Source organism: Betaproteobacteria bacterium (genome assembly GCA_016720065.1).
Classification (GTDB): domain Bacteria; phylum Pseudomonadota; class Gammaproteobacteria; order Burkholderiales; family Rhodocyclaceae; genus SSSZ01.
The window spans coordinates 59027-72500 of sequence record JADJXY010000002.1; the positions used below are offsets into that span (position 1 = coordinate 59027).

Here is a 13474-nt window from a genome sequence, read left to right on the forward strand (position 1 = left end):
TCAGTAAACGTGATAGTTTCAGCAAATGCTGAAAGCGCCCAATACACCGAAAATGGCCAACGCCCGTGCCTGTGAAGCATTGCGCGGCTTGCTTGAGAAGATTCCCCTCCTTCAGGTCGAAGGCATTGAGGCCGAGGCGTTGTCCGGCGATTGGGAGCCGGACTTTATCGTCCGGCTCCTCGTGGATGGGCAGCCGCACCTGCTCATCTGTGAGTACAAGTCGACCGGGCAACCGAGGATTGCCCGGTCCGCAGTACTGGAGTTGCGGAACTGCCTCGCGCACCAAGCCCCCCAGGCGACGCCGGTGTTCATCGCGCCCTACCTTTCACCCGCGGTGAGGCAATTGTGCCAAGAGAAGGGTGTCGGCTTTCTCGACTTGGAGGGAAACGCCCGGATCGTCTTCGGTGGCGTGTTCATAGAGCGCGTGGTGACGGACAAGCCTGTGGTCGAGCGACGCGAACTGAAGTCCTTGTTCCGACCGAAGTCGGCCCATGTATTGCGCACCATGCTCCGCGAACCGGGTCGTGCATGGCGCGTCAGCGAGTTGTCGGAAATTTCCGGGGTCAGCCTCGGCCACGTCAGCAATGTGCGCACAGCCTTGATTGATCGGGAATGGGCACGCATCTCCGAGGGTGGCCTGATCCTCGCGGCACCCGATGCACTCCTGGACGCGTGGCGGGACAGCTATACCGCGCCGTCCGGTGAACGGCTGCGTTTCTACACGCCGCTGCATGGCAGCACATTCGAAGACGCGGCTCGAAGCGCTCTGCGCGCGGACGACTCTCCTGGGCACGCTGCTTTCGCATCGTTTTCGGCGGCGCAGTGGCTTTCGCCGTACGGGCGCAGCGGCACGCACTACTTCTTCGCCGACGAAGAAGGCCTGCGCAAGCTCCAGGCCGCTCTGAAGCTCACGCCTACCCCGAAAGGCGAGAACGTGGTCGTCACCGTGCCGAAGGATTTGGGGCTGCTCGCCGACACCGTTGAACCTGCACCGGGAGCGCTCTGCACGAGTCCGGTTCAAACCTACCTCGATCTCTCCATCGCCGGTGAGCGCGGCGCCGAGGCCGCGGACCACTTGCGGCAGGAACGACTCTCGTGGCCCCAATGAGGCCCTCGAAGGAGCCGCAGTCGGCGGCCGAGTACGACGACCGCACGACCGCGGCCGTAAAGTCGGTGCTGATCGAGATCGGCCAGATTCTTGGCAGCTTCAAGGGCAAGTTCGCCATCATCGGTGGCGCGGTTCCTTGGCTCCTGTTGGCCAACGAGGACATGCCCCACGTCGGTACGCTCGACGTGGACCTGGGGTTGGACGCGGAGGCGCTTGGCGACGGCGAGTACGCCACCTTGATCGGCGCACTCCAAGGTCATGGATACACGCAGCGCGTGGGACTGCGGCGCTTCCAACTGGTTCGCCAGGTCCCCGCGCGGGATGAAGGGGAAGCGATCGATGTCGTGGTCGATTTCCTGATGCCGCGCGATGCGGAGGTCGTCAAGAACGACCCGCCCTTGATCAGCGACTTTGCCGTGCAACGGGCGGACGGCACTGACTTGGCGATGCGCTTCTATCAGCTGGTGGCTGTGGCCGGGTCGATGCCGGAGGGAGGGACGAACCGCGTCGAGATCGCCGTGTGTTCCATCCCAGCTTTTCTGGCGATGAAGGGCCATGCGCTTGCGGGCCGCTACAAGCAGAAGGACGCCTACGACATCTACTACTGCGTGCGGAACTACCCTGACGGTATCGAGGCGTTGGCGCAGGAATGCCGCCTCCTGCTCGGACTTGCCAGCGGCGAACGCGGCTTCCGGCATATTGCCGAGAAGTTCGACACCTTCGAAGGTCACGGTCCTACCTGTGTGCGCCGCTTCGTCGAAGACACGCGAGCATTGGGTGATCGTACGCCCGACCAATGGCAGCAGGATGCTTTCGGGCAGATCGACGCGCTGCTGCGCGCTATGGCATTGCGAGAATGAGCCGAATTGAGTGGCCGAACCGAGAGCCTGTGCAATTCCCTAAGCACCCGTTCGTCATGCCAAAGCTATGGCTGTGCTTTGCGCCTTGATCGCGCACACTTGTGGGCGCCGCTCGGGCTCGCCCGCAGGATTCTCAGGTTCTGAGCGAAAGGCGCTCACCCACACCAACCCGGAACCAGCGCCTCCCGCCATTCCTCCAGGTGGTCCTCCAGCACGCAGTGCCGCCGCACCCAGGCGGCGAGTTCCTGGCCCAGGCGGTGGCGGGTATCCGGGTCGGCGGCCAGGGCGTGGAGGGCCGTGATCCAGGCTTCCGGGGTGTTGGCCACCCGGATCACCGGCGGGGCGTTTTCCCGGTAGGGCAGGATGTCGGTGCAGATGACCGGCCAGCCGAGCCAGCCGTAATCCAGCAGGCGGAGGTTGCTCTTGGCTTCGTTGAAGAGGCTGATCTCCAGGGGGGCGAGGGCGATGTCCAGGTCCAGGGCGGTGAGGCGGGCGGGGTAGTCGGGGAAGGGGACGGCGGGGTGGATTTCCCGCACCCAGGCTTCGCAGCCGGCGGGGGCCATGCCGAAGAAGACCCAGTCGAAGGCCTCGGCAGTGGCGGCGATGACGGGGCGCAGCAGGGCCAGGTCGGCGGCGTGCTGCTGGGCGCCGGCCCAGCCGACCCGCAGGCGCCGGGGAGGCGCCGCTTCCCGGGGCGGGGGCGCCACGCCTTGCCACAGGGCGCGTTCCAGGCGGTTGGGGACGACGCGCACCGACTCCACCAGGGGGCCGTAGAGTTCCGCCAGGGGCGGAGTCGAGACCACCAGGCGCTGGCAGAGGCCGAGGGCTTCGCGCAGGCGCCGGTCGAGCTGGGCGCCGCTGAAGTGGGTGGCGTAGGGGTGTTGCGGGGGCAGGTCGCCGATGCGGTCGTCCAGGCCATAGACCCGGGGCAGGTCCGGGAAATCCCGGGCGCAGCGGGCGATGCCTTCGGCGAGGCGCAGGTCGTCGACGATGAAATTCCAGTAGGTGGCGTCCGGGGCCAGGGTGGCGATTTCCGCCCCGGTCAGGCAGCTCACCTGATTGGAGTGGGGGCGGCCGAAGAGCAGGGTGTGGGCCAGGCCGCTCTGGCGCAGGGCGCGCAGGGGCGAGGCGGCGCGGTAGTCGTGCAGGAGCGTGGTCTGGGAGGCGGCCAGGATGCGGGGCTTGCTGTCGCCGGGGCCGGGGGGCCAGCCGCCCTGCATGTCGGTGGCCGGGGCGGGGGAAGCGGGCGGCGCTGCGGCTGCCGCAACCGCCGGTACAGCGGTTCGAGGCCGGCGGGGGACGGGGTTGAGGGCTTCCAGCCACTCCTGGGCATGGTCTTCCAGCAGGTAGCGGGCGCGTACCCAGGCTTCCAGGCGGCGGCCTTCGGCCCGCAGGGCCTCGCGCTCGGCCAGGCGCTCGCGCACGGCGGCGATCCAGGCTTGCGGGCGATTGGGCACGCGGCACACGGGGGCGTCGTCGCTGCGGTAGGGGAGGATGTCGGAAGCGATGACCGGCCAGCCGAAGATGCCGTACTCCAGGAGGCGCAGGTTGCTCTTGGCTTCGTTGAACAGATTGATTTCCAGGGGCGCCAGGGCCAGGTCGAGGTCCAGGCTGGCGAGTTTGGCCGGGTAGGCGGCGTAGGGCTTCACCGGGGGGTGGAATTCGGCCACGAAACGTTCGCAGCCGGCGGGGATCATGCCGAAGAAGACCCAATCCACTTCCCCCGCCAGGGCTTCGACCAGAGGGACGACCAGGGCCAGGTCTCCCCCGTGCTGCAGGGCACCGGCCCAGCCGACCCGGGGCCGCGGGCTTTTGCGCGGCGGCTTGGGGCGCGCCGCGGCGTCCAGCCACAGGGCTTTTTCCAGGCGGTTGGGGACGATGCGGGTATCCGCCACCTGGGGGCCGTAGAGTTCGGCCAGGGGGGCGGTGCTGACGATGAGCCGGTCGCTGTGGGCCAGGGCCAGGGCCATGCGCTCCGCTACCTTCTCCCGGGGCAGCGAGCGGTGGGCGGCGTTGTAGGCGGGGATGTCGGACACGCGGTCGTCCAGGGAGAAGACGCGGGTGATGTCCGGGTTGAAACGCGCCGCGGCCAGATAGCCGCGCAGGCGAACGTCGTCGATGGTGGCCTGGGCGTAGAGGACGTCAGGGGCGAGGCGGGCCAGTTCTGCCGGCGTCGGCGCCCGTTCCCGCCCCGGCCAGGGTTCGCAGGCGCTGGCGGTCTGGGCCAGCCCCAGGCGGTCCAGGGCGCGCAGGGGGGCGCTCACCCGGTATTCGGCCTGCCCCGAAGGGGCGAGCGGCAGGGCCAGGATGCGCAGGGCGTCGGCCCGGCCCGGGCGCCAGCGGGCGACGAGGTCGGTCTCGGCCAGGGCGCTGCCGTCGGCCAGGGAGAGGTTGCGGTTCCAGGCCGGGTCGGCGGCCAGCCGCGGCAGCCAGCGCTGGACGAAGGGGGCCGGGTCTTCCTGCACGGCGGGGGCGGGGGCGAGGCGGTCCAGGCGGGCCAGGGGCGTCCATAGGGGCGGTTTTCCGGCCGCGGCGAGGCGCAGGGCGGCATCGGCCAGACAGGCGGCAAGGCTGCCGTAGCCAGTATCCAGCCCTCCGGCGGCAGCGAGGGCGGCGCGGGAGAGCAGCAGGGCGCTGGCGTCCAGGGCGCCCACCCGGTGGGGCAGGGCAGCCCGCCCCAGGGCATCGCCCCCTTGCCCGAAGGGGGTTCCCGGCAGGGCGGGGCCGAGGGCGCCGCCCAGGCCCAGGACCAGACCGGCGCCTTCCAGCCTTCCCTGGGCATCGACGATGGCCGGGCCGACCATGCCTGCCCGCCAGCCGTCCAGGGTGGCGACCAGGGTTTGCAGGTGTTCCGGCGTGGCGGGGCGGAGGGCGGCGCTCAGCACCAGGACCAGGTCGTCCGGGCAGGATTGCAGGGCCTCCGCCAGGGCGCGGGGGTCGGGGGGCAGGGGGCCCGCGCAGCGCAGGGCGGGGTAGTCCGTGGCGGCGACGAGGGCCTGGGGGGAGACGCCCAGACCGATCACGGTCACCGCCGGCCAGTCGGCGGGTTGGGGCAGGACCCAATGGCTGCCCGGCAGGGGGCCATCGACCTGGATCAGGCGCTCCGGCGGCAGGCCGAGGAGGGCGGCGGTGCAGGCGCGCCGGACCTCCGCCGGGGGGGTGGCCGTGGCGGGGTCCAGGGTGAACAGCACGTCGGCCACGTGGCCGATGAATGGTTCACCCGCCGTGGCGGCCAACTGGCGCACCAGGGCGTGGGCCAGGCCAGGGGAGGGGGGTGCTCCCGGGGCCAGGGCGGCAAAGAGAGGGGCGGCGACCAGAACGGCGCCCAGGTAGTCTCTGCCGGCCAGCAGTACCGGGTCGAAGTCGGGTTTGAAGCGGGGCAGGTCGTCGGGGCCTACGTCGTCGGCGTAGAGGGCCTGGCACTGGGGGTGGCGGTTCAGGTGGTCGGCCAGGGCGAAGAGGGCGTGGGCTTCCAGCCGGGTTCCCCGGGGCAGGAGCAGGGCCCAGTCGTCGGGGCTGCAGCCGGGCAGGGCCGCCAGCAAGGTGTCGGCCGCCGTGCCGGCGGGAAAGGCGAGGTGACGCGGGTGGCCGGTGTCGGCTTCGCCCCCGACCAGGGCCGCGAGCCAGTGGCCGTAGAACTGCTGCTCCAGGGATTGCAGGGTGGCAGCGAGGGCGGGGTCGGTGGCATCCAGGAGGAGGACGACGCGCGGTCGGCGGGCCCAGGCGTGCTGGCGCCGGGCGAGGTGCTCACCGTCGATGTCCTGAAAGGCGGTCCTGGCCTGCCAGGCCCGGAAGGCGGTCGCCGCCGGAGATGGGGGCGGGGCAGGGGCCAGCGCGACAGGAGCGGGCGGCGCAGCTTGCCAGTCGGCCAGGGAGAGGGGGGGGTGGCCGTCGGCCCGCGCCCCATCGCCCAGGCGGCGCCAGGTTTCCGGCAAGAGTTGCCGCGCCAGGGCGTTGTCGGGATCGAGGCGCAGGGCGGCGCGAATCTGCCGGTAGGCGTCTTGGCTGCCCAGGTGCGTGTGACCGAAGAGACGGGCGTCCAGATCCAGCCCGTGGGCGGCGAGGCGGGCGTGGCATTGGGCGCTTTCCCTCTGGCGTTCGGGGCTGCCCTCCGGGCTGGCGAATTGGAACAGCTTCTCCAGGGGCCAGCGCCCCAGGGCGTCGGCGATGGCTGCGGCGGCTTCGTAGCCTTCCGCCAGGAGCGGGGCGGGGGAAGGCAGTGGCCCGGGCAGGCGCCGGCGCACCCAAGGGCGGGCTTCGCGATGGACTTCGCCCCCATCCAGGAGGCGCAGCCAGCGATCCAGATCGGCGGCATGGGGCAGGGGGCTTTCTGTTGCCACTGCGCGGAGGCATTCGCCTCGGCCGAGGACGGTACACCAGTCGAAGGGGTGGCCGCCGAGCAGGTGCCAACGCGGGTTGTCGCAGGGGCGGTTGCCGGGGGCGTCGTCGAGCCAGGACGTTGGCCGGCCACCGGAATCGACTGCCTGCACGGTGGAGCAGACGGCGGCCAGGGAAGGGTTGGCGGCGAGAAGTTCCAGCCCGGCGGCGATGCGGTGGGGGACGGCCAGGTCGCGGGGGTCGGCCAGGGCGACGTAGGGAGCCGTCGTGGTGCGGACCGCGTGCCAGAGGGCTTCCCCCGCAGCGGCGGAGGCCGACAGGAACTCGCCCCGCAGGGTGCCGGGGTGGCGTTGCGCGTAGTCCTCGACGATCCGCCGGCTGCCGTCCGACGATCCCGCATCCACCACGACGATTTCCTGTACCAGGTGCGTCTGGGCGAGGCAGGCGTCGAGGCAGGCGGCCAGATGCCCCGCCTCGTTGCGGCAGGCGAGGACGACGGTGACCCGGGGCTCAGCCACCGCGAGCGGCCTCCCGGACCGAAGGCATCAGCCGTCCCGGGCCGGGCTGACGCAGACGCGGTTCTTGCCCGTGCGCTTGGCTTCGTACATGGCTTCGTCGGCGCGCTTCAAGACTTCGGCCTGGCTTTCGCCGGGGCCGACCTGGGTGACGCCGGCGCTGAAGGTGATGAGGGTCTTGTGGTGCTCGTGCAGGAAGATCTGGCGGGTGAGTTCCCGCTGCAGCCGGGTCAGGGCGCCGACGGCGTCGTCGATGCCGGTGTCGGGAAGAAGAATGATGAATTCCTCGCCGCCGTAGCGGGCCACCGTGTCCTGGGGGCGCAGGGTGTTGCGGCATACCGTGGCCAGATGGACCAGGGCGCCGTCGCCGGCGTCGTGTCCCAGGCTGTCGTTGAGTTTCTTGAAGTTGTCGATGTCGAGAAGCGCGGCGCAGAGCAGGGTCTCGTGCCGGTCGGCCCGGGCGATTTCCTTGGCGAAGGTCTCTTCCAGCCCGCGGCGGTTGAGGACGCCGGTGAGCTGGTCGTGGCGGACGAGGTCGCTGGTGACTTCCAGTTCCTGCTCCAGTTGGCGAATCTTGGCGTCGGATTCCCGTACCCGCTCCTGGGTGCTGCGCAGTTCGTCCCGGGAGCGCTGGGCGTTGTGCTGCATCGCCCGGGTTTCCTGCATCACCTCGGCGAGGACCGTTTCCAGTTCGGAAATGTCGTTGGCGCTGCTGATCTTTTCGGCGCAGCGCTCTATCCGGTCGTGGTAGTCGGAGGTGGCGTCGGCAAAATCGGCCAACTGGTCAACAAAGCCGGCCAGCATGGCCTTGAGGGCGTCCTTGGCCTCCTGGAGGCTGTGCTTGAGCTGGCTCTGTTTATACACAACCTCCTTCAGGCGGCGCTCGGCGTCGTCCAGGGCGCGCTGGGAGAGGGGCTTGTCGACGATTTCCCGCACGACTTCGAGTTGGCCCGCCAGCCAGCGGTCGTCCATGACCAGTTCGGTCATGTTTTCGATCAGCAGGCGCAGCAGATTGAGCAGGCTTGCCCGCAATTCGGTGCGATCTTCGGCCAGCAGTTCGAGCTTGAAGGCGAAGCGCTTGAGACTGGCCAAGAAATCCTGCAACTCGCGCAGCGTCCGGGCACGGCGGATGTCGGAGGCGAGGGCCCGGGCGGTGTCGGCGAGGCCCGGGGACTCCACCAGTTGAGTGTTGATGGCGGTTTCAAGCGTGAAGGCGAGCAGTTCGCGCATCTCGCCGAGCAGTTCTGCGGTCTTGTCGGCAGGAGCGCTTGGGGAGGCGGGGGACGAGGCGGGGGATGCTTCGCTTTCGGGCACCGTTTCCACGCCGCCCTCGTCTCCTTCGCCGGTGGCCCAACTGCGCACCAGGCCCTTCAGGCGGCTATGCAGGGTCTCGCCGCCGGCCGAGGCGCCCGCCAGGACGCGATCCAGGGACTCCCGCTTCTTGGCCTGGGTCAGCCCGGCGGTGCGTTGCTCCCAAAGGCGCAGAAGGTCGTTGATCAGCTCGCCCCAGGGGAGCTTCTGGCTCTCCGAGAGCGCCGCGAAGTGGGCGACGATCTGGTTCTGGAAGGCGTCCCAGTCCTGGTCCTTGGCCGCGCTATCGAGAGCGCGACCGAGACGCATCTGCTCCGGCGAAACCCGTGGCAGGGCGGCCGCCAGCGCCTTGGCGGCCTTGTCCGGAAAGGCCTCCTTCTCGCGTACGCCGGAAATTTCGTTGTACAGGATGCGGTAATTGTCCGGAGTCGGAGGGATGCGCCGCACAGCCAGGAGGCGCAGGGTTTCCCGGGCCAGTTCGGAAGGGTTGGAAGGGTTCGCCATCGATGATCGGGGGAGATAAGGGGCTCAGGCTATAATGCCGCTCCGACGTCGCCGGCCCCTGTAGCATGAAGGTCGTGCAGTTGCCTTGTAAGCATCAGGCCCTGGTTCGATTCCGGGCAGGGGCACCAATTGAAACTCTCGGTCACGTCCTTCTTCCGGCTCGGGCCGGTCTCCAGGTAAGCCGCTGCGGGCGGTCTTCGGTGGCACTAGGATAAATGAAAAACGGCGCGGTGGCGGGCCTGGCGCTTGGGGCTCGCTGCGAATGATCCCGGGCTGCGGAGCTTTCGCGCCCTTTCACCCGCCCTGGATCATCCCGTAACCCAGTTGTTGCGACAGGAGCGTCGAGGCGTCCCGCATGGCCCCGGCGGCCGGACTGTCCCACTCCACGCTGAATTCTCCTACCGGACCCAGGGACGTGATGGCGGCGACCATGCTGCCCGAATGGTCGAATACCGGGGCGCTGAATCCGTTGATTCCCGGGGTCAGGCTACCCGTGGCCCGCGCGAGCCCGCGTTCGCGGAAGTCCACGAGGTTGCGCTCCAGTTGCCGGCGCAGTGCGGTCAGCGCGATTCGGGATTTCGCGGCGGCTTGACGCAATTCCTCGTCCAGGAAGGCACGCAGGTACGGCGAGCGGTGAAAAGCGGCGAAGGCGCGGCCGGTGGCGGAATTGTGCAGCGGAAGAACGGTGCCCGCCCGCAGGGTGACGGTGATCGGCCCCCCGGCGTCGACGATGCGAACAATCGTTGCCCCCCGGTTGCCCCACACTGCCAGGGCTACGGTCTCCTGCAGCGTCTCGCAAAGCGCGTCGAGGACTGGCCCTGCCAGGCGAACGGGGTCCAGGCGCCCCAGGCCCGCAAGGCCCAGTTCCAGTGCCGTGGGGCCGAGGTCATAGCGCCCACTGCTCGTATCCTGGGCGATGGCTCCGGTGCGCAGAAGACTGACCGCGTAGCCATGGGCCTTCGCGGCAGGCATGCCGACGCTTGCAGCGAGATCCCGCAGCATCATCGGGCGGCCAGCGGCGGCAAGGCTTCTCAGCATCGCGATACCGTGCTCCAGCGACTGGATACCCGCCCGGCGGCGTGGCTGCCTTTCGCTCATTTCAATTCCCTCCGATCGGGCGAGCCAAGGCTGGCCCATGTCCTTGTTCGGGCAATATAATCCACCACAAATCAACACAGGGGGAGAATGTCATGCGAGCAGTCCTGATCGCCAATCCCAAGGGAGGGGCCGGAAAAACCACCTTGGCCACCAACCTTGCGGGCCATTTCGCCAACGAAGGCAAGAAGGTCACGCTTTGTGATCTCGATCGGCAACAGTCGGCACTGCGCTGGATGGCGTTCCGGGATCCATCCGTTGCACCTGTCACCGGATATTTTGCTGGCAACCAGCTCGTCCTCAGCATGCCCAAGGAAGCGGACTGGGTCGTGCTGGACGCTCCGGCGGGCTTGCAGGGCTACAAATTGTCGGACTACCTGCGCGAAGTGGACAAGGTTCTTGTCCCCCTGGTGCCCTCGGTCTTCGATATGGCGGCGACAGAGGATTTCCTCAATTCCATCCGTAACGACATGCGAGGTCGCCGCAACGCCATCGGCATCGTCGCCATGCGCGTCGATCCGCGCACCAAGGCCGCGGCCATGCTCGAAGAGTTTCTCACACACTTCGACATCCCCATCGTCACCTATCTGCGCAACACCCAGAACTACGTCAATGCCGCCGCAGGGGGCTTGACGGTATTCGACCCGCCCCGCTCCCGCAATCGCCGGGAGCTCGAGCAGTGGGATCCGCTCTTGCGCTGGGTGGGGAGATAGGGGATACTGCGCGCCCTTCGACGCAAACGGAGATTCTTTCGGCGTCGGGGTTTACAGGGAAGTCGAGTTCAACCATAATCTCGCCTCTCTGACGGACGCGGGGTGGAGCAGTCTGGCAGCTCGTCGGGCTCATAACCCGAAGGTCGCAGGTTCAAATCCTGCCCCCGCAACCAGCAAGTTCAAAAGCTTGGTGTTGCCAAGCTTTTTTATTTGTGAAACCCGTGTGGGATGGTTAAAAAGAAGTTGGTTGTTGGAGTTGACTGGTAGTTTTAGGTGCTTCATAATTCCGCTTCTTCGCTGGTTGGTGGTTTTTCTGGCGATGTTCTTTAAAAATTTGGACAACCGATAGGTGTGGGTGTCTTGATGCGAAGCGACGCGAGTCGCGAAAAGTATTAAGGCAAATACACCGAGTAATAGGTAGAGAAATCTACCGTCAGTGAATTTGCGAGTTTGTTGGATTGAACTGAAGAGTTTGATCCTGGCTCAGATTGAACGCTGGCGGCATGCCTTACACATGCAAGTCGAACGGCAGCACGGGAGCAATCCTGGTGGCGAGTGGCGAACGGGTGAGTAAAGTATCGGAACGTACCTTTCAGTGGGGGATAACGTAGCGAAAGTTACGCTAATACCGCATATTCTGTGAGCAGGAAAGCAGGGGATCGCAAGACCTTGCGCTGATTGAGCGGCCGATATCAGATTAGCTAGTTGGTGGGGTAAAGGCCTACCAAGGCGACGATCTGTAGCGGGTCTGAGAGGATGATCCGCCACACTGGAACTGAGACACGGTCCAGACTCCTACGGGAGGCAGCAGTGGGGAATTTTGGACAATGGGGGCAACCCTGATCCAGCCATGCCGCGTGAGTGAAGAAGGCCTTCGGGTTGTAAAGCTCTTTCGGCCGGGACGAAATCGCACGGGCTAATACCCTGTGTGGATGACGGTACCGGAATAAGAAGCACCGGCTAACTACGTGCCAGCAGCCGCGGTAATACGTAGGGTGCGAGCGTTAATCGGAATTACTGGGCGTAAAGCGTGCGCAGGCGGTTTGATAAGACAGGCGTGAAATCCCCGGGCTTAACCTGGGAACTGCGCTTGTGACTGTCTCACTAGAGTACGGCAGAGGGGGGTGGAATTCCACGTGTAGCAGTGAAATGCGTAGAGATGTGGAGGAACACCGATGGCGAAGGCAGCCCCCTGGGCCGATACTGACGCTCATGCACGAAAGCGTGGGGAGCAAACAGGATTAGATACCCTGGTAGTCCACGCCCTAAACGATGTCAACTAGGTGTTGGGTGGGTAAAACCATTTAGTACCGGAGCTAACGCGTGAAGTTGACCGCCTGGGGAGTACGGCCGCAAGGTTAAAACTCAAAGGAATTGACGGGGACCCGCACAAGCGGTGGATGATGTGGATTAATTCGATGCAACGCGAAAAACCTTACCTACCCTTGACATGTCCAGGAGCCTGAAGAGATTTGGGTGTGCCCGAAAGGGAGCTGGAACACAGGTGCTGCATGGCTGTCGTCAGCTCGTGTCGTGAGATGTTGGGTTAAGTCCCGCAACGAGCGCAACCCTTGTCGTTAATTGCCATCATTTAGTTGGGCACTTTAACGAGACTGCCGGTGACAAACCGGAGGAAGGTGGGGATGACGTCAAGTCCTCATGGCCCTTATGGGTAGGGCTTCACACGTCATACAATGGTCGGTACAGAGGGTTGCCAAGCCGCGAGGTGGAGCCAATCCCAGAAAGCCGATCGTAGTCCGGATCGGAGGCTGCAACTCGCCTCCGTGAAGTCGGAATCGCTAGTAATCGCGGATCAGCATGTCGCGGTGAATACGTTCCCGGGTCTTGTACACACCGCCCGTCACACCATGGGAGCGGGTTCCGCCAGAAGTAGGTAGCCTAACCGCAAGGGGGGCGCTTACCACGGCGGGGTTCGTGACTGGGGTGAAGTCGTAACAAGGTAGCCGTATCGGAAGGTGCGGCTGGATCACCTCCTTTCTAGAGATAAGCATCCTGGCACCCACAACCTATCGGTTGTTCGAAGAACAGCACACAGACGAGGGTCTGTAGCTCAGTCGGTTAGAGCACCGTCTTGATAAGGCGGGGGTCGTTGGTTCGATTCCAACCAGACCCACCAACTGGCTTTCGCTAACCTGCGCGCTTCGGCGTTGTCGAGAGGCTTGTGTACATGAGTACGCGGCGCCGCTCTCTGGCTTGAATCGCTTGGTTATCGAAACCCAGTGAAACGTCTATCAAGGTTGCGGGGCTTTGAATAAGCAAGTAATGCGCGGCTTAGGCAAAGCACCGGGAGGGGGATTAGCTCAGCTGGGAGAGCACCTGCTTTGCAAGCAGGGGGTCGTCGGTTCGATCCCGTCATCCTCCACCAGAACCTAAAGCTAAGCACAGGCGTTGTGCTTAGCTTTGGCTTCTGGCCAAAAAGCTTAAATGCTGTTTGCTCTTTAACAAAACGGAAGAAGGTTGTATCACTCGTTGCCGACAAGAAGGCGAGTGGTACGTGTGATTGCATCTGATATTGACGCTTACAGCTAGGCGTTGATATCGGCACAAATGAGTTGCCTATGGCCACTCTCGGGAGAGAGTTCAAGGTTATAGGATCAAGCGACTAAGTGCATGTGGTGGATGCCTTGGCGATCACAGGCGACGAAGGACGTGCAAGCCTGCGTTAAGCCCCGGGGAGCTGGCAACGAAGCTTTGATCCGGGGATGTCCGAATGGGGAAACCCACTCCGCAAGGAGTATCCCAACCTGAATCCATAGGGTTGGGAGGCGAACCGGGTGAACTGAAACATCTAAGTAGCCCGAGGAAAAGAAATCAACCGAGATTCCCTAAGTAGTGGCGAGCGAACGGGGAAGAGCCTGCAAGTGATAGCAGCTTTGTTAATGGAACGGAATGGAAAGTCCGGCCGTAGTGGGTGATAGCCCCGTACATGAAAACATCGCTGTGGTACTAAGTTTGCGACAAGTAGGGCGGGGCACGTGAAACCCTGTCTGAACATGGGGGGACCATCCT

At 65.5% G+C, this 13474-nt stretch carries 6 protein-coding genes, 4 tRNA genes and 2 rRNA genes (1 of these 12 only partly in view); 9 read left to right on the forward strand and 3 right to left on the reverse strand.

The window, feature by feature from the left end; genetic code table 11:
* Positions 1 to 25 precede the first annotated feature (25 nt).
* Positions 26 to 1108 (forward strand): hypothetical protein, encoded by a 1083-nt coding sequence (locus IPM73_03395; GenBank protein MBK8917118.1) that lies wholly within the window; start codon positions 26 to 28, stop codon positions 1106 to 1108.
* The gene (locus IPM73_03400) at positions 1096 to 1968 is read left to right on the forward strand and encodes a hypothetical protein (protein ID MBK8917119.1); all 873 of its coding nucleotides are present in this window, start codon (positions 1096 to 1098) and stop codon (positions 1966 to 1968) included. Before IPM73_03395 ends, IPM73_03400 begins: the two co-directional genes overlap by 13 nt.
* A gap of 155 nt (positions 1969 to 2123) precedes the next feature.
* Here the strand turns inward: IPM73_03400 and IPM73_03405 are convergent, their stop codons facing one another.
* Positions 2124 to 6824, reverse strand: a complete 4701-nt coding sequence (locus IPM73_03405) for a glycosyltransferase (GenBank protein MBK8917120.1) — start codon at positions 6822 to 6824, stop codon at positions 2124 to 2126.
* A 27-nt stretch (positions 6825 to 6851) separates the two neighbouring features.
* Entirely contained in the window at positions 6852 to 8636 is a 1785-nt protein-coding gene (locus tag IPM73_03410) for a diguanylate cyclase (protein MBK8917121.1), read from the reverse strand.
* Positions 8637 to 8690: 54 nt separating this feature from the next.
* On the opposite strand from IPM73_03410, the gene IPM73_03415 reads away from it, so the two are divergent.
* A tRNA-Thr gene (locus IPM73_03415) sits at positions 8691 to 8764 on the forward strand.
* Between the two features lie 166 nt (positions 8765 to 8930).
* On the opposite strand, the gene IPM73_03420 is transcribed toward IPM73_03415, so the two are convergent.
* Entirely contained in the window at positions 8931 to 9734 is an 804-nt protein-coding gene (locus IPM73_03420) for an IclR family transcriptional regulator (GenBank protein ID MBK8917122.1), read from the reverse strand.
* A 92-nt stretch (positions 9735 to 9826) separates the two neighbouring features.
* On the opposite strand from IPM73_03420, the gene IPM73_03425 reads away from it, so the two are divergent.
* The 6 genes from IPM73_03425 to IPM73_03450 form a co-directional block, all read left to right on the forward strand.
* Positions 9827 to 10444 (forward strand): ParA family protein, encoded by a 618-nt coding sequence (locus tag IPM73_03425; protein MBK8917123.1) that lies wholly within the window; start codon positions 9827 to 9829, stop codon positions 10442 to 10444.
* A gap of 96 nt (positions 10445 to 10540) precedes the next feature.
* A tRNA-Met gene (locus tag IPM73_03430) sits at positions 10541 to 10617 on the forward strand.
* 287 nt (positions 10618 to 10904) lie between these two features.
* A 16S ribosomal RNA gene (locus IPM73_03435) occupies positions 10905 to 12442 on the forward strand.
* A gap of 62 nt (positions 12443 to 12504) precedes the next feature.
* A tRNA-Ile gene (locus IPM73_03440) sits at positions 12505 to 12581 on the forward strand.
* 173 nt (positions 12582 to 12754) lie between these two features.
* Positions 12755 to 12830 (forward strand) — tRNA-Ala (locus tag IPM73_03445).
* Between the two features lie 227 nt (positions 12831 to 13057).
* Positions 13058 to 13474: ribosomal RNA gene (locus IPM73_03450) — 23S ribosomal RNA — on the forward strand (it continues 2462 nt past the right edge of the window).
* Together the 16S and 23S rRNA genes with 3 tRNA genes alongside form the textbook arrangement of a ribosomal RNA operon.